Source organism: Bradyrhizobium sp. Ai1a-2 (assembly GCF_000426245.1).
GTDB lineage: Bacteria > Pseudomonadota > Alphaproteobacteria > Rhizobiales > Xanthobacteraceae > Bradyrhizobium.
Genome location: NZ_AUEZ01000022.1, coordinates 41,288 through 62,863, shown reverse-complemented (window position 1 = coordinate 62,863; position 21,576 = coordinate 41,288). Strand labels below are relative to the sequence as shown.

18 protein-coding genes are annotated in these 21,576 nt (G+C 64.1%); 12 read left to right on the top strand and 6 right to left on the bottom strand.

The genetic code is table 11. The annotated features are described in order from the left end of the window. Window positions 1-37 precede the first annotated feature (37 nt). The 7 genes from K288_RS0116945 to nadC all read left to right on the top strand — a co-directional run bounded on the left by K288_RS0116945 (window position 38) and on the right by nadC (window position 7,007). Entirely contained in the window at window positions 38-622 is a 585-nt protein-coding gene (locus tag K288_RS0116945; RefSeq protein ID WP_027580624.1) for a CoA-binding protein, read from the top strand. Between the two features lie 150 nt (window positions 623-772). Then, a complete protein-coding gene (locus K288_RS0116940) occupies window positions 773-2,053 on the top strand; it encodes an O-acetylhomoserine aminocarboxypropyltransferase (protein ID WP_027580623.1) in 1,281 nt (426 codons plus the stop codon). Window positions 2,054-2,182: 129 nt separating this feature from the next. Continuing rightward, window positions 2,183-2,605, top strand: a complete 423-nt coding sequence (locus K288_RS0116935) for a hypothetical protein (protein WP_027580622.1) — start codon at window positions 2,183-2,185, stop codon at window positions 2,603-2,605. A gap of 18 nt (window positions 2,606-2,623) precedes the next feature. Beyond that, complete coding sequence (locus K288_RS0116930; RefSeq protein WP_027580621.1) at window positions 2,624-3,574, top strand: membrane protein; 951 nt, start codon at window positions 2,624-2,626, stop codon at window positions 3,572-3,574. A 54-nt stretch (window positions 3,575-3,628) separates the two neighbouring features. Beyond that, complete coding sequence (nadA, locus tag K288_RS0116925) at window positions 3,629-4,615, top strand: quinolinate synthase NadA (protein WP_027580620.1); 987 nt, start codon at window positions 3,629-3,631, stop codon at window positions 4,613-4,615. Next, window positions 4,612-6,162: an L-aspartate oxidase gene (locus K288_RS0116920; RefSeq protein ID WP_027580619.1), complete on the top strand. Its 1,551-nt coding sequence runs from the start codon at window positions 4,612-4,614 to the stop codon at window positions 6,160-6,162. The genes nadA and K288_RS0116920 overlap by 4 nt, the downstream gene beginning before the upstream one ends. Further along, a complete protein-coding gene (gene nadC, locus K288_RS0116915) occupies window positions 6,159-7,007 on the top strand; it encodes a carboxylating nicotinate-nucleotide diphosphorylase (protein WP_027580618.1) in 849 nt (282 codons plus the stop codon). Before K288_RS0116920 ends, nadC begins: the two co-directional genes overlap by 4 nt. Window positions 7,008-7,037: 30 nt before the next feature. Here the strand turns inward: nadC and K288_RS0116910 are convergent, their stop codons facing one another. From K288_RS0116910 to K288_RS0116900, 3 genes are all read right to left on the bottom strand, one after another. Continuing rightward, window positions 7,038-8,906: a hypothetical protein gene (locus K288_RS0116910; protein ID WP_027580617.1), complete on the bottom strand. Its 1,869-nt coding sequence runs from the start codon at window positions 8,904-8,906 to the stop codon at window positions 7,038-7,040. A gap of 195 nt (window positions 8,907-9,101) precedes the next feature. Then, entirely contained in the window at window positions 9,102-9,917 is an 816-nt protein-coding gene (locus K288_RS0116905) for an FTR1 family protein (RefSeq protein ID WP_027580616.1), read from the bottom strand. Between the two features lie 149 nt (window positions 9,918-10,066). Next, window positions 10,067-11,161, bottom strand: coding sequence for a COX15/CtaA family protein (locus K288_RS0116900; RefSeq protein ID WP_027580615.1), 1,095 nt, complete (start codon window positions 11,159-11,161; stop codon window positions 10,067-10,069). A gap of 94 nt (window positions 11,162-11,255) precedes the next feature. On the opposite strand from K288_RS0116900, the gene K288_RS0116895 reads away from it, so the two are divergent. Continuing rightward, entirely contained in the window at window positions 11,256-11,465 is a 210-nt protein-coding gene (locus K288_RS0116895) for a DUF2842 domain-containing protein (protein WP_027580614.1), read from the top strand. Here the strand turns inward: K288_RS0116895 and K288_RS45775 are convergent. Next, complete coding sequence (locus K288_RS45775) at window positions 11,462-12,445, bottom strand: polysaccharide deacetylase family protein (protein ID WP_051334585.1); 984 nt, start codon at window positions 12,443-12,445, stop codon at window positions 11,462-11,464. The two genes, K288_RS0116895 and K288_RS45775, sit on opposite strands and share 4 nt — an antisense overlap. A gap of 160 nt (window positions 12,446-12,605) precedes the next feature. Here K288_RS45775 and K288_RS0116885 point away from each other — a divergent pair, with 160 nt between their 5' ends. Beyond that, the gene (locus tag K288_RS0116885; protein WP_027580613.1) at window positions 12,606-13,790 is read left to right on the top strand and encodes a GNAT family N-acetyltransferase; all 1,185 of its coding nucleotides are present in this window, start codon (window positions 12,606-12,608) and stop codon (window positions 13,788-13,790) included. A gap of 98 nt (window positions 13,791-13,888) precedes the next feature. Here the strand turns inward: K288_RS0116885 and K288_RS45770 are convergent, their stop codons facing one another. Further along, window positions 13,889-14,878, bottom strand: a complete 990-nt coding sequence (locus K288_RS45770) for a LysR family transcriptional regulator (protein ID WP_084799631.1) — start codon at window positions 14,876-14,878, stop codon at window positions 13,889-13,891. Between the two features lie 114 nt (window positions 14,879-14,992). Between K288_RS45770 and K288_RS0116875 the strand changes: the two genes are divergently transcribed. Next, complete coding sequence (locus K288_RS0116875) at window positions 14,993-15,985, top strand: tripartite tricarboxylate transporter substrate-binding protein (protein ID WP_027580612.1); 993 nt, start codon at window positions 14,993-14,995, stop codon at window positions 15,983-15,985. Window positions 15,986-16,113: 128 nt separating this feature from the next. Here K288_RS0116875 and K288_RS0116870 read toward each other — a convergent pair whose 3' ends face one another. Then, on the bottom strand, window positions 16,114-18,357 hold the full coding sequence (locus K288_RS0116870; RefSeq protein WP_027580611.1) for an exopolysaccharide transport family protein: 2,244 nt from the start codon (window positions 18,355-18,357) through the stop codon (window positions 16,114-16,116). A gap of 275 nt (window positions 18,358-18,632) precedes the next feature. On the opposite strand from K288_RS0116870, the gene K288_RS0116865 reads away from it, so the two are divergent. Beyond that, window positions 18,633-19,769, top strand: a complete 1,137-nt coding sequence (locus K288_RS0116865; protein WP_027580610.1) for a glycosyltransferase family 4 protein — start codon at window positions 18,633-18,635, stop codon at window positions 19,767-19,769. Window positions 19,770-19,884: 115 nt separating this feature from the next. After that, the gene (locus K288_RS0116860; RefSeq protein WP_027580609.1) at window positions 19,885-21,423 is read left to right on the top strand and encodes an undecaprenyl-phosphate glucose phosphotransferase; all 1,539 of its coding nucleotides are present in this window, start codon (window positions 19,885-19,887) and stop codon (window positions 21,421-21,423) included. Window positions 21,424-21,576: the final 153 nt, after the last annotated feature.

Here is a 21,576-nt window from a genome sequence, read left to right as displayed (position 1 = left end):
TCGCTTCGCTCCTCGCGATGACGAAGTGGAAGGCACAATGAACCACGACACCTACCCCGATAATTACATCCGCGGCATCCTCAACAGCGTGAAGTCGATCGCGATGGTTGGCGCTTCGCCGGTCAATGTGCGGCCGAGCTATTTCGCCTTCAAATATCTGGCGGAGCGCGGCTACGACATGATCCCGGTCAATCCCGGACATGTCGGCAAGAGCCTGCTCGGCAAGCCCTTCGTCGCGTCGCTCGCCGACATCGGACGTCCGATCGACATGGTCGACATCTTTCGCAACTCCAGCCACATCATGCCGGTTGTCGAGGAAGCGCTCAGGCTGTCGCCCTTGCCGAAGGTGATCTGGATGCAGCTCGGCGCACGCGACGACGCGGCCGCCGCAAAGGCCGAGGCCGTTGGCATCAAGGTCGTGATGAACCGTTGCCCGAAAATCGAATATGGCCGGCTGTCTTCGGAGATTTCGTGGATGGGCGTCAATTCGCGCACGCTGAGCTCCAAGCGTGCACCGATGCCGACACAGGGCATGCGGCTGTCGCTCAATCGGATGAGCGTCGGCGGCGGCGAAACCGCCGCGTCCGATCGCGCTGCAAAGAACAAGACCGAGACGACGTGACGCGAATGCGAAACAAATGTTTCGACTTCGCGGCATAACGAAGCACGCTGTTTCCAACGCGCATGCGGCCCGCAACTCGCCTTGACGGCCGCCGTGGCTGCAATCAGCATGCCGCGCTTTTATTTCCGACCCAAACATAGGACGACCAGAATGACCGATCGCCTTCCGGGATTTTCGACCCTCGCCGTGCATGCCGGTGCGCAGCCCGATCCCACCACCGGCGCGCGGGCGACGCCGATCTATCAGACGACGTCATTCGTGTTCAACGACGCCGACCATGCGGCCTCATTGTTCGGCCTGCAGTCGTTCGGCAACATCTATACCCGCATCGGCAACCCGACCAATGCGGTGCTGGAAGAGCGCGTGGCCGCACTGGAAGGCGGCACCGCCGCACTCGCAGTGGCCTCGGGACACGCGGCGCAGGTCGTGGTGCTGCAGCAGTTGATGAAGCCGGGCGACGAGATCGTCGCCGCGCGCAAACTTTATGGCGGCTCGATCAACCAGTTCACCCACGCCTTCAAGAGCTTTGGCTGGAACGTCGCCTGGGCCGATCCCGACGAGATCGAAAGCTTCGAACGCGCGGTGACGCCACACACCAAAGCGATCTTCATCGAATCGATCGCCAATCCCTCCGGCAGCGTCACCGATATCGAGGCGATTGCCGCGGTGGCTCGCAAGGCCGGCGTGCCGCTGATCGTCGACAATACGCTCGCAACACCGTATCTGATCAAGCCAATCGACCACGGCGCCGACATCGTCGTGCACTCGCTTACCAAGTTCCTGGGCGGCCACGGCAACTCGCTCGGCGGCATCATCGTTGACGGCGGCACCTTCGACTGGTCGAAGGACAACAAATATCCGATGCTGAGCGAGCCGCGCCCGGAATATCACGGCATCAAGATCCAGGAGACCTTTGGCAATTTCGCCTTCGCGATCGCCTGTCGCGTGCTGGGCTTGCGCGATCTCGGCCCGGCGCTCTCTCCGTTCAATGCCTTCATGATTTTGACCGGCATCGAGACGCTGCCGCTGCGCATGCAAAAACATTGCGACAACGCCAAAGCGGTCGCGGAATTCCTCGCCGGCCATCCCGCGGTGGCGTCGGTGAATTACGCGGGGCTACCCGGCGACAAGTACAACAACCTCGCTCGCAAATATGCGCCGAAGGGTGCAGGCGCGGTGTTCACCTTCAGCCTCAAGGGCGGCTATGACGCCGGCGTCAACCTGGTGTCGAACCTGAGACTGTTCTCCCATCTCGCCAATGTCGGCGACACCCGTTCGCTGGTGATCCACCCGGCCTCCACCACCCACAGCCAGCTCGACGATGCCGCGAAGGTCAAGTCCGGCGCCGCTCCGGACGTGGTCCGGCTCTCGATCGGCATCGAGGACAAGGACGACCTGATCGCCGACCTTGATCAGGCGCTGGGGGCTTAGCGCTTAGCTGTTCCCTTGGCCGTCATTCCGGGATGGCGCGGCGGCGTCAAACCCGGAATGACCCGATCTCATTAACGGTCATTCCGCTATAAGGTGGCATTCTGTCGCCCTCTCGAATCGGAGACGACGATGCTGCGCTCGACATTGCTCGCTTCGATCGCCCTGTTTGCGATCGATGCCGCCATTGCCGCCGACGGCCCGGTTGCAACCAAGCATGCGGCCTACCGCGCCGCCCACCAATTGCCCCCTGGCCTGCCGCGGCCGCACTACAAGTACCGGACGACCGTGACACCAGCCCCCTACGTCCGCCGCGGTCGCCAGATTGTCGTCGTCGAGCAGGAGCCAGACGTGCTGTTCACGCCCGCCGCCGTGGTGCCATACGTGCCGTTCGTCAATGGCGAGCCGATCCTGCCGGGTTCGTCGAGCCTGCCCGGCTATTACGGAAATCACTTCTCCTACAGCTATGACGGTCCATATTATGGGGGCCCCTACTACGGCGGTCCCTACTGGAATCGCCTGCCGTACGCCTGCGGCGTTTACGGCTATTGCTAGCCGCGACAGGATGTCCGCGTGGCAAAGGCACTGCGAAAAGCCGAAACATCGATCGACGCGATCACCGCTGACCTCGTCGCCGTCCTGGTCGCGGTGACCGAGGGCGAACCCAAGATCATGACGATCGCGAATGCGACCGCGCTGCCGAGCGGTCCCTTCCAGTTCGGGCACCGCTCGCTGCAGACCGGCCTGCGGGCCTGGGTCGAGGCGCAGACCGGGCACCCGCTCGGCTATGTCGAGCAGCTCTATACCTTCGCTGATCACGGGCGCACGGGCGACGCCAGGGCGCCGCATCGCATCTCGATCAGCTATCTCGGCCTGACCCGCGAGGACCAGGTCAGGGAGGCCTCCGAAGCCCATTGGTCCGGCTGGTATGAGTATTTCCCGTGGGAAGATCATCGCGCCGGCAGCCCCGCCTTGATCGCAAAGATCGTGGCGCCCAGGCTGCGCGCCTGGGCAAAATCGGCGGAGAGCGCCTCCGTGCAGAAGGCGCGCTGGCAGCGCGCCGCCATCACCTTCGGCATCGACGACCGCGCATGGAATGAAGAGCTGGTGCTGCAGCGCTACGAACTGCTCTACGAGGCCTCGTTGATCCCCGAAGCGGTTCGCGACAAGCGCACCGGAGAAGCCGTCGTGCCCGGCCGCGCCATGATATCGGATCATCGCCGCATTCTGGCCACAGGCATCGCGCGGCTGCGCGCCAAGATCAAATACCGGCCAGTCGTCTTCGAACTGATGCCGGCCGAATTCACCCTGCTGCAACTGCAACGCAGTGTTGAGGCTCTTGCAGGCCGCACTGTCCACAAACAGAATTTTCGGCGTCTGATCGAGCAGCAGGAACTCGTTGAAGAGACAGGCGCAATGGCCGCCGAGACGGTCGGCCGCCCCGCCAAGCTATTCCGCTTCCGCCACGGCGTCGTGGCCGAACGGGCCGTTGCCGGCACCAAGCTCCCGCTCTCGCGCTCTTGACTTCCCTTATGCTCAGGATAAGTATAATCTCAGATATACTCATGGAGAGCATAAATGGCCACTTCTCAGTCAAGTGCGCTCGCGCGCACCGCGCCCCTTTACGACCGCGTCAAACGGGTGATCCCGGAGTTCGAATGGGCGACCTTCGCCGATGACGTCGACGCCATCCTCGACCTGAAGCGCAGGCGCAACGCCGTGGTGCTGGCGCACAACTATCAGACGCCGGAAATCTTCCATGGCGTTGCCGATATCGTCGGCGACAGCCTCATGCTCGCGCGCGAGGCGACCAAGGTCGATGCCGACGTGATCGTGCTCGCCGGCGTGCACTTCATGGCCGAGACGGCAAAGCTGCTCAATCCCGAGAAGACGGTGCTGATCCCCGACCTCAGGGCCGGCTGTTCGCTCGCGGAGTCCATCACCGCAGCGGATGTGCGGCTGATGCGTGAGCGCTATCCGGGCGCTCCCATCGTTACCTATGTCAACACCTCGGCCGCGGTGAAGGCGGAGTCCGATATCTGCTGCACCTCAGGCAATGCACTCGCGGTCGTGCAATCGCTCGGTGTCGAGCATGTCATCATGCTGCCGGACGAATATCTGGCGCAGAACATCGCCGCGCAGACCAAAGTGAAGATCACGGCCTGGAAAGGCCATTGCGAAGTGCACGAGCTGTTCAACGCCGAGGACGTGCGCCAGCTTCGCGAGAACCATCCCGGCGTCACCATTCTGGCGCATCCGGAATGCCCGCCCGAGGTGGTGGCAGAGGCCGATTTCTCGGGCTCCACCGCAGCCATGTCCGGCTTTGTCGGCAAGGAGCATCCATCACGCGTGGTGCTGCTGACGGAATGCTCGATGAGCGACAACGTCGCAGTGCTCCATCCGGACGTCGAGTTCATCCGCCCCTGCAATCTCTGCCCGCACATGAAGCGGATCACGCTGAAGAACATCCGCCACGCCCTCGAGACCAATGAGCACGAGGTCACGATCGACCCTGAAATCGCCGACCGCGCGCGGCGCTCCGTCGAAAGGATGCTGGCGCTATGAGTACAGATGTTTCAGCCATGGCCGGGCAACCGATAATCATCGGCGGCGGCGCCGCCGGATTGATGACGGCGCTGCAGCTTGCGCCCGCACCGGTCGTGCTGCTGTCGAAATCGCCGCTCGGGGCGGAGGCCTCCAGCATGTGGGCGCAAGGCGGGCTCGCGGCAGCGGTCGGCGACGACGACACCCCCGCCCTGCATCTGCAGGACACCATTGCCGCCGGCGCCGGCCTTTGCGACGAGGAATCCGCCAGCCGGATCGTGGCTGCGGCGCCGGCTGCTGTCGAGCGTCTCGCGCAGCTCGGCGTCGGCTTCGACCGCAGGCCGGATGGAAGCTGGCGGCTCGGGCTGGAGGCCGCGCACAGCCGCAAGCGGATCGTTCACGCCACCGGCGACGGCACCGGGCGCGAGATCATGCGCGCGCTGATCGCCGCCGTGCGCCGCTGTCCGTCGATCACGCTGCTCGAGGGCGTTGAAGCCCGCCAACTCATCGTCGAGGACAATGCGATCAAGGGCGTGCTCGCTGCGAACAAGTATGGCTCGCTCGTCATTCCAACCAATCGCATCGTGCTGGCGACCGGCGGCATTGGCGGCCTGTTCCAGGACAGTACCAATCCCATCGGCTGTTTCGGCCAAGGGCTCGCGCTCGCGGCGCGCGCCGGCGCAGTTCTCTCCGACCTCGAATTCATCCAGTTTCACCCCACCGCCTTCGACGGACCGTCGCGGCCGATGCCGCTATTGACCGAGGCGATCCGCGGCGACGGCGCGATCCTGATCGACGAGACCGGGCAGCGTTTCATGGCAGACGAGCCGGGCGCGGAGCTCGCGCCGCGCGACATTGTGGCGCGCGCGGTCTGGCGACGTCGCGGCGAAGGACATCGCGTCTTCCTCGATGCCCGGCAGCATCCGGGCAAGGATTTCGCGCAGCGCTATCCCGTCATCAGCGCGTTCTGCAAGATGGCCGGGATCGATCCGGCTGACGATCCGATCCCCGTGCGTCCTGCGGCGCATTACCACATGGGCGGCATCGCCGTTGACAGCGAAGGCCGCAGCACCGTGACCGGCTTGTGGGCCTGCGGCGAGGTCAGCCGAACCGGCCTGCATGGCGCCAACCGGCTTGCCAGCAATTCGCTGATGGAAGCCATCGTCTGCGCGCAATGGGTCGCCGAGAGCGTCAATGGCGTTGCTGGCAGCGCCGCCGCCCTGCGCACGCCGATCGCGCTGCCGCCCGCATCGGATCCATCCATGGTGCGGCCGTTCGTCTCGCAGGGGCTCGGCGTGCTGCGCGATCGGCCTGCGATCGAGCGCGCCATTCGCAATCTCTATCCGATGGCGAGGGGGAACGGCGTCGCCGCCGATCCGGCCCTGGTCGGCTTGATGATCGCCGTCGCCGCATCAAGGCGCGAGGAAAGCCGCGGCGGCCACCACCGCACCGACTTTCCGGACACGTTGCCGAAGGGCGTGCCCTCCACCTTCACCCTCGCGGAAACGCTCGGCGTCGCCCGCGAGATCATCGAATCCGAACTGCCGATCCGGAGCGTTCAGTCGTGACATTCAATCCTCTTCTGCCCCTGATGTACGAACCCCTGGTGCGGACCGCGCTGCTCGAGGATCTCGGCCGCGCCGGCGACATCACGGCGGACGCGATTGTACCGGCCGACCAGCGCGCCTCGCTCGCCTTGCGGGCGCGCCAGCCGGGCGTCGTCGCCGGCCTCGACGTGGCGCGCTGCGCCTTTCAAACGATTTCGCCGGCGATCCGCATCGAGATCGAGCGGCCCGACGGTAGCGTCGTCGCCCCCGGTGACACGATCGCAACCATCAACGGCCCGGCGCGTGCACTGCTGACGGGCGAGCGCACCGCGCTCAATTTTCTCTGCCATCTGAGCGGCGTCGCGACCGCAACGGCGTCGTTGGTTACTGCCGTCAAGGGCGCGCCGGCGCAGATCGTCTGCACCCGTAAGACCACTCCCGGCCTGCGCGCATTGGAAAAATACGCGGTGCGCGCCGGCGGCGGCAGCAATCACCGCTTCGGCCTCGATGATGCCGTGCTGATCAAGGACAACCACATCGCGCTTGCCGGCAATATCCGCACCGCCATCGAACGCGCCAAGGCGCATGTCGGCCACCTCGTCAAGATCGAGGTCGAGGTCGACACGCTGGCGCAGTTCGAAGAGGCGCTGGGGCTAGGGATCGACGCCGTCCTGCTCGACAACATGACGGTCGACGAGCTCAGGCAGGCAGTGGCGATGGCCCGTGGCAAGGTGGTCACGGAAGCATCGGGCGGCATCACGGCTGCCACCGCGCCCGCGATCGCGGCAACCGGCGTCGACCTCATTTCCGTCGGCTGGATCACGCATTCCTCGGCCGCGCTCGATATCGGGCTCGATTATCTTTAGCTCGTGACGACGCCGCGTTCGGGCACGCGCTCAAAGCGCTGCCCGCGCGCCTTCCTTGCGGTAGTAGAAAATCTGACGCGCCCTGACCTCGTTCTCAACGACCCCGATCAGACCGACCAGCTTTTCGCAGGTTCGAACCTGCAAAATGTCAGGCGTCACCACGAACACCGTCGCTTCATCGTAGGGCCTGGCGCTCATGATCGTCTTGCGTATTTCGGCGACCATGTTTGCCCATGCCTTGGCGTGGCGCTCGGACCTCGCGAAATATGAGGTGAATGTCTTGAGCGCCAGATCATAGGTCGCGTCCATGGATGGCATGGCCATCGACGGATATTCCCGATCGAAATAGACGAGCGCCTCGTTCAAATCGGTCGTCACCGCCGGACGGAGCGCTTCGGCGAGCGCCTGCGCATGGTTGAAGCAGACATTGTTGAACATCCACGACCGCTGCGCAAAACGTGTTTCTGCGAAAACGGCTGCCGCCTTGGGCACGAAGCTGAACCACCAGCGTGCGATCTCGAGCAACTGGAATCGGATGTTGTATTGCTCGCGCGCGAGATCGCCGGGCGCAAGCACGGCGAGCGCCGCGACGCGATCCGTATCGAGCAGGCGCAAGCTGGTCGCCGCAACCGTGGCGGCGGCGCCGAGATTGATCAACAGGGCCGATGCGCGATCGGGCTCCTCGAGCATCGATTCGTTGAAGGCGTCGGCAGCCAGGAACGAATCCCACAGCGCATTGGCGATGATGAGCCGGATCAGGGAATGCTCCTCGGTGGCCGCCAGCAACGGAGACGAGGCGCGCGGAACGTAGCTCACCAGCGCGGGATTGTGCCCGACATAGGGACAGGTGATCGCCGTGTTGATCCGCTTCGATCCGGCCGTGAAGCTACCCCAGAAGGCAGCGAACGCGGGCGACAAAAAGTTCGACAGCACCGTCTCGCGGGACTGGGCCGGCGATATCGATGTCCGTTCGCCTGCTGCCGATTTCATCCGCTCGCGGATGTCACGCAACGTCGCGTCCATCAGCGCCCGGCGCATTTCGCCGTCTCCGACGGGCGCAGGGTAGGTATCGCGCGTTTCGAAGAAATACTGGCCGCGCAGCGACCCGTTGGCGCGCAGCACGGCGATGCCGTGTCCCATCACAAGCATACGCGAACCGGCGGACGTGTTCAGGGTCCAGGCGATCTGACCATTGCCCGCCGGCAGGCCCGCATTGACGCCTTCGAAGGCGATGCGCTCCTGCGCGCAAGTGGCGCGCGCCGCCACCTGGAGCGGGTCAGTCGCGCTGAAACGCTCTTTGGCCCGCCGCAGATAGTCCTGGCGAGTGGTGAGCAGGGAATTGTGCGCAATGACCGCTTCACGCTCGGCCGTCAGCTGATCGTTTGGCAACGACCGCAGCACCGGTAGCGCGCGTAGCCAGGCCGCGTTGAGCCTGGTCATGTCGCCGAGAGCAAGGAAGCGCTTGTCGAGGAGCTTGATCTCGGGATCGATATCCCCAAAACCGCTGCCGTCCTGGATGGCTTTTGCCCGACGCGGATCGCCCTTCATGATGGCCATGAACTGGTCGAAGATCGCCACGTAATCCGTTGCGCCCATCGCCACGAGCCCGCAACGGCAATTGTCGAGCGTTTGCTCGCTCATTCCGCTGTTGTGGGCAAACTGACCATGGCCGCCGTTGTTGACCTGCGCCAGATAATAGTCGGCGTGATAACTCCAGAATGCCTCCGCTACGATCTCGCCGGAAACCAGGTGGGCCGGGCCAATCGCCCAGTTCACGAAATCGACGACGGTGGCGACCAGATCACCGTCATCGGCCATATAGGCGTCGGGAATGAGTATCTCGCAGGCGATCACGCCCTGAGGCTCGAGCAGCCGCCGATCCCCATCGTTCTCAATCATAAAAATATGCACCGTTCACAAAGCGCCCTCTTTGACAGACACTTCGGCAACGGCCAATCTGCAATAAAAATGAAAAAAAACTGACTTACGGTGCCAAAATACCGCGAAGTGTCGGCGGAAGCCTGCTTTGCGCCACTTGCTGCGTAGCGGAACCAGTGAAGCGCGATCTTCGGGCTGGATCGACCGTTGGTGAGACTATTCAGCCGCTGCGCTGGTCGACGCCCTGCTCTGGCGGGTCAGGCGACTGTTGCGCTGGAACACCGAATAGGTCGCAAGCGCGAACAGGATCACCAGAAGCTGCAGCGACAGCGCCTCCAGCGTCGGGTTCAGGCCGAGAGCGGCGAGCCAGGACAGGCTCGTCAGTTCCGTGAACGGCAGCAGCGACTGCTCCTGGAATTCCTGCACAGCCTCGCCGATGAACTTGATCGCCATCACGAACAGGAAGGCCGAGGTCAGGATGAACAACGGCCGCAGCGGAATTTTCTGCGCGATCAGGTTGATGAAATAGAACAGCACCGCGAGACCGATGGTGGCCGCGCCAAGGCCGGCAAACAGGCCCGCGCTCCAGCCACCTTCGGTGGTCGCCAGCGCGTTGATGAACAGTACGGTCTCGGCGCCCTCGCGGAACACCGCGAGGAAAGCGAGCGCGCCGACCGCCCACACTGTGTCCTGCGCCAGCGCCGTGTCGGCCTTGTGCGCGAGATATTCGTTCCAGCCTTTCGGATCCTGCTTCACCATCAGCCAGCCGCTGACGTAGAGCATCAGAGCCGCGGCAAACAGGATGATGACGCCCTCGAGGATGTCGCTGTGCTCGCCCGAGTTCAGCACCGCGAATAGCCAGGCCGCGATGATGCTGGCGCCGACCGCGACGAGCGCGCCGCCATAGAGCGCCTGGATGCGATGGCCGGCACCGACCCTGGACAGGTAGCCGGCGAGCGCGGCGATCACCAGCATCGCCTCGAGCCCCTCGCGCAGCAGGATGACGGCGGCCTGAATGAATGCAGACGACATGAGCGAACCTATGTTTTGTTCGTTCTATCGCGAGGGGTTTTCAAGTAAAGCGATGTCGGCCCGCACGATTTCGTCAACGGCCGGACCACGCAAGAAACCCGCGCAAAACGGGGACTTCTTGCTGCGACGGGAGATTAGAATAGTTCAAGTCAACCGGGTTGACCGACCGGCACGGCAAGCTTTGCACGCCCCACTTCGCGGCGTCGCGGCAGCAGGCGCTCGACCTGCAGGACCGCCAGCGTGAGCACCACGATCGCCACCGCCTGGTGCATGAGCGCGAGATCAATCGGCACCTGGTTCAAAAGCGTCAGGATCCCGAGCGTCGCCTGCAGCGTGATCGCGGCCACCAGCCACCAGGCGCCGGCGATAGTTTCGCCGCTCGCGCGCGAACGGACGGTGTCGATTGCGTGCAGGATCGCCAGCGCCAATAGCGCATAGGCGGTCATGCGGTGCTCGAACTGCACGGTCAGCGTATTGTCGAACATGTTGCGCCACCAGGGCTGCTCGAAGAACAGACGCCCCGCGGATGGAATGAAAGCGCCATCGATCTCGGGCCAGGTGTTGTAGACCTTGCCCGCACGCAGGCCCGCGACCAGCGCGCCGAAATAGAGCTGCAGGAAGGTCAGCGCCAGCAGCAGCAAGGCCGTGATCTTCAGCCGGAACGGCGCCGGATTTGGCGGCCGGTCGGCAAGCCGCCGCACCGTCCAGACGATCGCCGAATAGATCAGGAGCGCCAGTATCAGGTGGACCGCGAGGCGATACTGTGAGACCTCGACCTTTTCGGAGAGGCCCGAAGCAACCATCCACCAGCCCACCGCCCCCTGCAGTGCGCCGAGGCCGAAGATCAGCCAGAGCCGCCGCTTCAATTCGCCGTCAGCGACGGCGCCGCGCCAGAGGAAATAGAGGAACGGCAGCAAGTAGGCCATCCCGATCACACGCCCGAGCAGGCGATGGCTCCATTCCCACCAGTAGATCGTCTCGAACTCGGCCAGCGTCATCCCGGCGTTGAGCTCGCGATATTGCGGGATCTGCTTGTAGCCCTCGAAGGCTTCCGTCCATTGCGCCGCCGTGAGCGGCGGCAGCGTGCCGGTGACCGGCTTCCATTCCACGATCGAAAGCCCTGACTCGGTGAGCCGGGTGGCCCCGCCGACCAGCACCATGATCGCGATCAGGGCTGCGACCGAAAGCAGCCACCAGGGAAGGGCGGCATTTTGGGAGCGCTCGGAGACGGAACGTGCGGTCATCGGTCCTGCTTGATCGGATTTCCGCGCACCTTATAGTCCGCCTCCTCGCAGGCGCAAGGCGCGCTTTGCCTCACGAGTGATCGATCGATCGGCCATGAATATACGCACCCGCAAGCTGCTTGGAACCATCTTCCTGCTGATGCTGGTCGTGGTGTGGTCGCTGCTCGGCATGACGGTCGCGCAGACGCCGTGGCTGGCCAATTCGGGCGTGCTGCAGGCGATTTTCTATGTCGTGGCCGGGCTCGGCTGGGTGCTGCCGGCGATGCCGATCGTGGCCTGGATGTCGCGGCCCGACCGCGCCTAGAACATCACGCCCGACAACGCCACCCGCATCATCCGCAGCGAGCGCAGCCGCCCGTCCCAGGACACCCGCGGCAGCGCGTGCAGGTTGGTGGGCCCCTGCGCTTCCACGACGCCTGCGATGCTCGACACCGCGCTGTCAAAGCCGGTCTCACCGGCCATCAGCACATGCGTAGGGCGAAAGCTCTCGCGGTCTCCGAATGGATAGGCGAAATGCCTGACCTCGCGGCGGATGCCGGACTCGAGCACTGCCTTGCCCATTGCCATCTCGCGCCCGGCGTCGGCATCGCGCAGGTTCGATAGCGCCGGATAATTCACGGTCGCGCTGCCGATCGTGACGTTGGGATCGGCCGCGAGTGTCGTGAGATCGTTCCAGTCCATTGAGGCGTCGCGCGACAGCGCTGCCAGATCCACCCCGTAGCGTTTGCAGAGATCGTTGATCGCGACTGAAAGATCGGGGGGCGCCAGCGTCCGCATCCATTTCGCGAGGAAGTCGTAGAGCTCGTATTTCTCCGCGACACCAGGAATCGAAAAATGCAACTCCTTGCGCTCGATCACAAGGCTGACACGGCTCTCGCGCGCGATGATCTTCTCCAGCGCCAGCCACCACGCCTCCCCCAGCCCATCCGGAAATGCACTCGGCAGGTAGATGGCGAACGGCACGCCGTGCTTCGACAGCACCGGATAGGCATCCGTCACCAGATCCTTGTAGCCGCCGTCGAACGTCAGGCAGGCGAAGCGGCGCGGCAGCGGCAAGGTGACCGCGCGGCGGCAGGCTTCGTCGATCGAGACGATATCGTAATTCCAGCGCTTGAGCGCCCGAACTGTACGTTCCAGGAATTCCGGCGTGATCTCACGCGAGGCCAGCGGCCGAAACCGCCCTCGACGGCGCGCACGCACGTGCTCGAAACGCAGGATGACGCCAGCCCCGCCGGTCTGTCGCTCCCGCAGTCGCGCATAGCCAGAGAAGTAAGCGAGCTCCATCTGTGCCCGCTTCAAGAAGGTAATATCCGCCACCTCGTCCCGCCCCCGATCCGGCGGTTTCCAGGCGCCGTCTAACGATTGTTATTACTCTTTGTTGACAATTCCCTGCGAAGGTCGCCCGCGCCGAATTGTAAATAATCGATTAATACCGGGTTCGACAATGACCATGGCTGCCGCGATCGAAGCACGAACAGCGGAGTTGGAAGCGTGGTCGAAAACAAGCCGCGTCGCCGGCGTCGACATGATCCGCGATCTCGAAGCCGCCGAACCGATCTGGCGCAGCTTCGAAAAGCAGTTCTGCACGCCCTACCAGCGCTTCGATTTCCTCGCCACCTGGCAGCGGCAGGTCGGCGCGCGCGAGGGCCTCACGCCCTTCATCGTGATCGGTCATGATGGCGAGCGGCGGCCGCTGTTCGTGCTGCCGCTGACGCTCGAGACCGTTCTTGGCACGCGCTGCGCCAAGTTCATGGGCGGCAAGCATGCCACCTTCAACATGGCGTTGTGGGATCGCGACTTCGCAGCTGACGCGACCGCCGCCGATCTCACGACCATGGTCTCGGCGATCGCGGCACATGGCGAGGCCGACGTGCTCGCCTTGCACCAACAGCCGTTCAACTGGCGCGATCTGCCGAACCCGCTGGCCCTGCTGTCGTACCAATCCTCGGTGAATGGGTGTCCCGTGCTCACCATCGAGCCCGGCGCCGAGCGTACGACCTTCATCAGCAATTCATTCCGGCGGCGGCTGAAGGGCAAGGAACGCAAGCTGCAGCAGCTGGCCGGCTATCGCTATCAGATCGCCACCACCGATGCCGATGTCACGCGGGTCCTGAACTGGTTCTTCCGCGTCAAGCCGCAGCGCATGGCCGAACAGAAGCTGCCCAATGTCTTTGCCGAGCCGGGCGTGGAGGATTTCATCCGCGAAGCCTGCCTGACCGAACTTCCCGGCGGAGGGCGCATCATCGACATCCACGCGCTCGAATGCGACGACGAGGTGATCGCGATCTTCGCCGGCGTCGCCGACGGCCATCGCTTCTCGATGATGTTCAACACCTACACGATGTCTGCCAGCGCCAAGTTCAGCCCCGGCCTGATCCTGACGCGCAACATCATCGATCACTACGCCGCGCTGAACTACCGCGCCCTCGACCTCGGCATCGGCTCGGACGAATACAAGCGGTTGTTCTGCAAGAGCGACGAGCCGATCTTCGACAGCTTCATTCCGCTCACCTGGCGCGGCAAGGCCGCAGCAAGCGCGATGTCAGGCGTCAATCGCGCCAAGCGGCTGATCAAGCGCAATCCGGCGCTGTTCGATCTCGCACAAAACCTGCGCGGCATGTTCCGCTAGAGCGCGATGACTTTTCTTCGAATCGTCATCCCGCTCTAGCTCTTTGTTTGAGCATGATCTTTTCCGGAAAACCGGTCTCCACTTTTCCGGATCATGCTCTAGGGGCGTGCATCGCCCTGCCCCTGCATGCAGCTCATGACGTGTGAGCCGCCGATTTGCCCGCCATCGACGTCGCGAACGCATGCGATGAATATCTCGGCAGCCGGGCTCAGCGTGCGGTTCTTCAGCGTCACAATAGCCGCCGCCACAGCCGAAGTTCGGGGCAGCTTGACGGGGAGTTTCTTCAGCGACAGATCGCGGCCGCTGAACTGCACAATCGAGCTTGGAAGCAAGGTGACGAAGTGCCCGGTCGCAGCGAGCCTGCAGCAGAGGTGAAGCGACAGCGTCGTGACAGGCGTGCGAGGGATGCTCAATCCACTCTCGCGGAACAGATCGGCGGTTGCGACGCCTGGAAAAGTGTCCGGCGGCGGCAAGATCCAGGCCTCATCCGCAAGGTCGGCGAAGCTGACCTTGGAACAGCGCGCCCATTTGCTTCGCTGCCCCACAACCACGACCCGCGGATCACTCAGCACTGCCTCCACCGCCAGATCCTCCTCGGCGAATGGCGTCGGAATCCAGCCCAGCAATAGATCGATGCTCCGCTCGCGCAGTTCGCGGTAACGCGTGGTGCCAAGCACCATCTGCGCGACGTTCAGGCGAATGCCTGGATGGCGCCGCGTGAATCGATCGATTACGGCCGGAAGCAGGCCGGCCGCAACGCTTTCCGAACTGCCGATGCGGAGCTGCCCGATGGTTGGATCGGCAAGAAACTCGAGCTCTTCCAGTCCTTGCATCAGTTCGTCGAAGATCGCCGTGCCGCGCTTGACGAGCGCGCGCCCGTAGGGCGTGGGCTCGATGCCGTTGCGGCCGCGGTCGAGAAGCCGAAGCCCGAGCGCATGCTCCATGTCAGCGATCGCCCTCGACACTGCGGGCTGAGAGATCGCCAGTTCGGCCGCGGCTTTCGCCATGCTGCCCCGCTGGGCAACGACGAGCAGGATATGAAGATCGCGCAGCTTGATGCGGCGCCGGGCTCGCTCAATGGATTGCATGTCCGATCCTTATCAAAACAGTTATGAAACCCTCACATACTAGCATTGGACGGATATGCCCGCCTCAAGCATCCTCTCGATCCCGACCCAGTCGTTTCAGACGCGGAGGATCCGATGGCTTGGATGGTGATGACGCGCCGCGATGTGCTGGCAATGTCGGGGGCCGGCATCGCTTTCTCCGCCGCCGGTCTCGTGCCGCAGAGCATCGCCGAGCCGCGCCTGAAGACCGCGCATATACTGACAGGCTTCACGCCTGGGCTCCCCGATGCCGTGGCAAGGCTCGTCGCCGATCAAATGAAGGACTATGCTGCAACGATCGTGGTCGAACCCCGGCCGGGCGCGAGCGGACGCGTCGCGGTGGAGGCCGTCAGGGCGGCCGCCCCCGACGGATCTGTCCTTCTGCTGGCGCCGCTTGGCTTCTTGACGCTGTTTCCTCACGTCTACAAGACGCTCAGATACGAGCCGCGGGATTTTACTCCGGTATCGACCGTCGCCTCATTCCCGACATTGCTGACGGTGGGTCCGAAGGTGCCGCGTGAGGCAAGGACGCTGGCTGAATTCATCACATGGTGCCGCGTCAATCCAACGCAGGCGACCTACGGCACGGCGGGTGCTGGATCGACGCTGCACTTCACCGGGGCGATGCTGGGCCGCACTGCGGGGTTCGAGTATCTCCACGTGCCCTATCAAGGCAGGGCCGCGATACAGGATCTCGTGAAAGGCGAGATCGCCTCGGCCATCATGCCGCTCGGCAGTTCCCTTGGCCTCGTCCAGTCCGGAGAGATTCGCGCGCTGGCGACCACGGGTCCGCGCCGCAGCCCGTTTCTTCCCGACGTGCCCACGATGGCCGAAGCCGGTTATCCCTCGCTTGAGGACCTCACATGGTTCGGGTTTTTCGCTCCGGCAAAGACCCCGACGGACACCGTCGAAAGGCTCAATGGAGCGATCCAGGCGGCCTTGCGCACCGACGAGGTAAAGGCCGGCATGGCAAGACAGTTCGTCGAGATTGACGCAATCCCGACGGCCGACTTTGCCCGGCTGCTCGCAACCGAGTCCGATAGGTGGAAAGCGATCGTGCAGGCAACCGAGTTCACGCCGACCGATTGAAGGTCTCGGCTCCTAGAGCATGATCCGGAAAAGTGGGCACCGGTTTTCCGAAGAAGATCATGCTCAAACAAAGAGCTAAAGCGGGATGACGATTCGAAGAAAAGTCATCACGCTTTAGCGCTGTTGGTCTACGCCGCGACCACGCGCGGGCCCGGCTCGACGGCGTCCGATGGTTCGCATGGCTGCGTCAGCATCGTCACTTCCGAGAAACCGACCGCGGCCAGCTGCTCGCACATCAGACGGCGGGCATCGTCGGCCATCGAGGGATTCGGCACCACGACAGCGCGGGCGTGCGCCGTCAACAGATCGGCCGGCAGATCGGAAGCCGTGCCGGCATCGAGCAGCACGTGATCGTAGACGCTGAGCAGCGCGTCGATCGCGAGCGTCAGCCGCGGCGACTGCAATTGCGTGCGATTGAAGCCGGGGCGGCCGGCGCTGACCAAGTTGACCCGCGATAGACGGTCGCGCGTGATGATCTCGGAGAACGTCGCCTGCCCCTGCATCAATTCGGCGAGCCCCGGCGCACCGGGATCGGTCGAGACCGCCGCTATCGTCGGCGATGCCGCCGCGAGGTCGACCACGGCGACCTTGGCCTCGCGCGCCATCAGCCGCGCCAGCGACAGCGTCGTCAGCGCGATGCTCTCACTCGAGGCCGTCCCCAGCACGGTGACCTTGCGCGCGTCGGCGCCAGCCCGGCGCAGCTTCTCAGCGAGCTGTTCGATTTCTCCGATGGTCGTGGGGATTTCCGGCTGCGGCACGATGGATGCAGCCTCGACCTCGGGCTCAGTCCCCGCCTCTGGCTCCAGCTCCGGTTCCGGCTCATCGTCGCTCTCGACGGCACCAGCGCGAACCGGCACCTGCGCCGCCATCTGCGGCGCGGTGGGTGCTGCGGCGGCGCGCGGCGCAGTCATGCGCAGAAGCTCGCCGGTCACGACCAGGCCTGAAGAGAGCAACAGCGTCGCCAGTGTCGCGATCAGCACGATCGGCAGCTTCTTCGGATAGGCCGGGGTGTTGGAGACCGAAGCGCGTGAGATGATGCGGCCATCGGACGGTCCTGCGTCGATGTTCTCGCGGGTATTGGCTTCGCGATATTTCGCCAGATAGGACTCAAGCAGGTCGCGCTGCGCCTTGGCTTCGCGTTCCAGCGCGCGGAGCTGAACGTCCTGGCCGTTATAGGACGACGCCTGCTTCTTCAATTGATCGAGGCTCGCGCTCAGCGCCTCGACGCGGCCGCCGGCGACGCGGGCGTCATTGTCGAGCGTGCGGGAGATCTTGCCCGCCTCCTCGCGCAACTGCCGATCGAGATCGGCGAGCTGCGCCTTCAATTCCTTGATGCGCGGATGATTGTCGAGCAGCGTTGACGATTGCTCGGCGAGCTGCGCGCGCAGCGTCACACGCTGCTCGCTCAAGCGGCGGATCAGTTCGGAATTGAGCACTTCGGAAGCTTCGATCGGCTTGCCGCTCTGCAGCATCTCGCGGATCAGCCGCGCCTTGGTCTCGGCGTCGGCTTTCAGCGCGCGCGCATTGTTGAGCTGCGTGTTGAGCTCGCCCATCTGCTGGTTGGACAGCGACGTGTTGTTGGTGCCGACGAACAGGCTCGACTTGGAGCGGAAATCCTCGACGCGGGATTCGGCGTCGGCGACTTTCTTGCGCAGATTCTCGATCTCGCCGGCCAGCCACTGGCTCGCCGTCTTCGCCTGCTCCTGCCGCGCATTCTGCTGCAGCACCAGGTAACCCTCGGCGATCGAGTTGGCGACGCGTGCGGCGAGCTCGGGATCGCGCGACTGGAATTCGACGACGATGACGCGCGACTTGTCGACCGCGTAAGCCTGCAGGCGGTCATAATAGGCTTCCAGCACCCGCTCTTCCGGCGTCAGCGAGAATGGGTCGCGCCCGATGCCGAACAGCGCCAGCAGCGATTTCAACGGCGAGAAGCCCTGCAGCACCGGATCGAATTCCGGCCGCTCGGCGAGCTTGTTCTTCTTGATGATCTCGCGCGCGAGATCGCGCGACAGAAGCAGCTGCACCTGGCTGGTAACGGCCTCCGGATCGACGACGTTGCGCTCCTCGTTGCGCTCGCCGCTCGGCCGCAGGAACACGTTCTCGCGGCCGTCGATCAGGATGCGCGCTTCCGACTTGTAGCGCGGCGTCACCATGTTGACCGTGGCAAGCGACAGCGCGAACGCCAGCACAGTCGGCACGATGATCCAGCTCCGCTGGCGCATCAGCGCCTGGCCGAGCGCAGGCAGGTCGAGATCGCCTGCGGGCGACGTGGCAACCATTGTAGGCTCGCCCGCAGCCGGCGCGGGCTTTGCGAGCGCGCGCCGGACCGCGGCCTTGTCCTTGCCTGCACGCCAGAACGCAAAACGCATTGTTCACTCCCGCGGGGACGCCACTCAATCTGCCTCAACCGGGCGCGATTACACTCCATTAAGGTTGCCGCTGGGTTAATCGGCCTACTTGAGGAACAGCACGCCCTCGCCAGCGCGTCATGCTTTGTTAACCATGGGCGTCCTTAATCGGCCGCGATATTTTGTCGGGATTCCCAGAATGCGCCGCCTGCGCGCCGCGACCTTTTGCCTGCTTTCGATGCTTGCGCGCAGCGGTGCTCGGCCGGCGATCGCACGCTCATCAGCGAGCGCCTGACGTGGCCGTGGATTCCGATCAGCCGCTCCGCATCCTGCATGTTGTGCGCGCCCCCGTCGGCGGCATCTTTCGCCATATCCTCGACGTCGCCAACGGACAGATCGAGCGTGGCCATCACGTCGGTATCGTCGCCGACAGCATCACCGGCGGCGAACGCGCCGCGACTGCGCTGGCGGAAATCGAGCCGCGGCTGAAGCTCGGCGTCCGCCGAGTGGCCATTCGCCGCGAGCCGCGGTTTGCCGATGCGATGGTCTGGGCGCAGATCGCCGGCCTGATCCGGAAGCTGAAGCCGGATGTGCTGCACGGTCATGGTGCCAAGGCCGGTGCCTATGTCCGCTTGCGGCGGCACTCCAAGCACACCATTCGCGTCTACACGCCGCATGGCGGCTCGCTGCACTACCCGCTCGACACGCTGAAGGGCAATTTCTACAGCCGGCTCGAGCGCGCGCTGATGAACAGCACCGACCTGTTCCTGTTCGAGAGCGCCTTTGCGCGCGACACCTATCAGCGCACGGTCGGCATGCCGACAAGCGGAGTGGTGCGCTGCGTGTTCAACGGCGTGACCGCGGAAGAATTCGACCCCGTGGAGCGCGCCGAGGATGCCACCGACATCGTCTATGTCGGCGAATTCAGGCACATCAAGGGGGCCGACCTCCTGATCGACGCCGTGGCAAAACTGCGCGGCGAAGGCAGGCCGGTGAGGCTGACGCTTGGCGGCGATGGCGAGGAATCGGAGAAGCTGAAGGCACAGGTCAAACAGCTTGCACTCGGCGACGCCGCGCGATTCATCGGCCACGTCAAGGCGCGTTACGGGTTCTCGAAAGGCAGGCTGCTCGTCGTTCCTTCCCGCGGCGACTCGATGCCGTATGTGGTGATCGAGGCTGCAGCCGCGGGGATCCCGATGGTAGCAGCCAATGTCGGCGGCATCCCCGAGATCTTCGGCCCGCATACCGATGCGCTGTTTGCGCCGAGCAATGCTGCTTCCATGGCGGAAGCGATCAGCCGTGCGCTCGATGATCCCGCGGCAACGCTGGCGCGCGCAGAGGCGCTGCGCGAGCGCATCCTTGCGCATTTTTCGCAGAAAGCGATGGTCGAGGGTGTACTCGCCGGCTATCGCGACGCGTTTGCCAATCGTTAACCTTCATTTACCAACGTAACCGTTTGTTCCGATTTCTCCCCTAATCCGTGACGCCAGACAATTCCGCAGCGGCTGGCGCATGCCTATGTGCCGCCGCAAGATCGGACGTGACGACGTGGAACCGATTAACGCACGCTCGATGCTGGACGTGGCAGCGACCGCCGGTGGCGGCCATCCGCCGGTCGAACGGCGCCGCAGGCTGTCGCCCGCCGCGCTCACCGTTGCCAATGAAAAGGTCCGCGGCGCTTATTCGCCTGTTGTCATCACCGGCATCGTTCGCCTCGTCGATTTCATCCTGCTGAGCCTGGTCGGCGTTGCGCTTTATCTCTGGTACGTGATGCCGCTCGCCGGCTTCCGCTGGGAATACGTCACGGCGATCCTCGCGATGACGATATCCGCGGTGATCTGCTTCCAGGCCGCCGACATCTACGAAATCCAGACGTTCCGCGGACAGTTGCGGCAGACGACACGGATGATCTCGTCCTGGGCGATCGTCTTCCTGCTGTTCATCGGCGTGTCGTTCCTGGTCAAGCTCGGCAGCGAAATCTCGCGGGTATGGCTGACGGCGTTCTTTTTCGTGGGTCTCGCGGCCCTGATCGTCGAACGGCTGATCCTGCGCGGCCTGGTGCGGCGCTGGGCGAGCGACGGCCGGCTCGACCGCCGCACCGTGATCGTCGGCGCCGACGACAATGGCGAGCAGCTGGTCGAAGCGCTCAAGATGCAGCCCGACACCGATATTCGCGTGCTCGGCGTGTTCGACGACCGCAACGATGACCGCGCGATGGATAGCTGCGCCGGCAGCCCGAAGCTCGGCAAGGTCGACGACATCGTCGAGTTTGCCCGCCGCACCCGCGTCGACCTCGTGCTGTTTGCGCTGCCGATCTCGGCCGAGACCCGCATCCTGCAAATGTTGAAGAAGCTCTGGGTGCTGCCGGTCGATATCCGCCTGTCGGCGCACACGAACAGGCTGCGCTTCCGCCCCCGCTCCTATTCCTATCTCGGCAAGGTGCCGACGCTCGACGTGTTCGAGGCGCCGATCACCGACTGGGACCTGGTGATGAAATGGCTGTTCGACCGCATCGTCGGCGGCCTGGTCCTGCTCGCCGCGCTGCCGGTGATGGGATTGGTGGCACTCGCGGTGAAGCTCGACAGTCCGGGCCCGGTGCTATTCCGCCAGAAGCGCTTCGGCTTCAACAACGAACGGATCGACGTCTACAAGTTCCGCTCGCTCTACCATCATCAGGCCGATCCCACCGCCTCGAAGGTCGTGACCAAGGATGATCCTCGCGTCACCCGCGTCGGCCGCTTCATCCGCAAGAGCAGCCTCGACGAATTGCCGCAGCTCTTCAACGTCGTGCTGAAGGGCAACCTCTCCCTCGTCGGCCCGCGCCCGCATGCGGTGCAGGGCAAATTGCAGAACCGCCTCTTCGACGAAGCCGTCGACGGCTATTTCGCGCGCCACCGCGTCAAGCCCGGCATCACCGGCTGGGCACAGATCAACGGCTGGCGCGGCGAGGTCGACACCGACGAGAAGATCCAGAAGCGCGTCGAGTTTGACCTTTACTACATTGAGAACTGGTCGGTGCTGTTCGACCTCTACATCCTCCTGAAGACGCCGTTCTCGCTGCTGACCAAGAGCGAGAACGCGTATTGATGATCGAGTCGCAGCCACGACGGCGGTCCGCCCGCTCTCCCGCCTGCGGGGGAGGGCTGGGGTGGGGGTGCCTCCGCGATTCATGCTGTCCGAGCAAGTGGAGAGAGCCCCCACCCGGCGCTGACGCGCCGACCTCCCCCGCAAGCGGGAGAG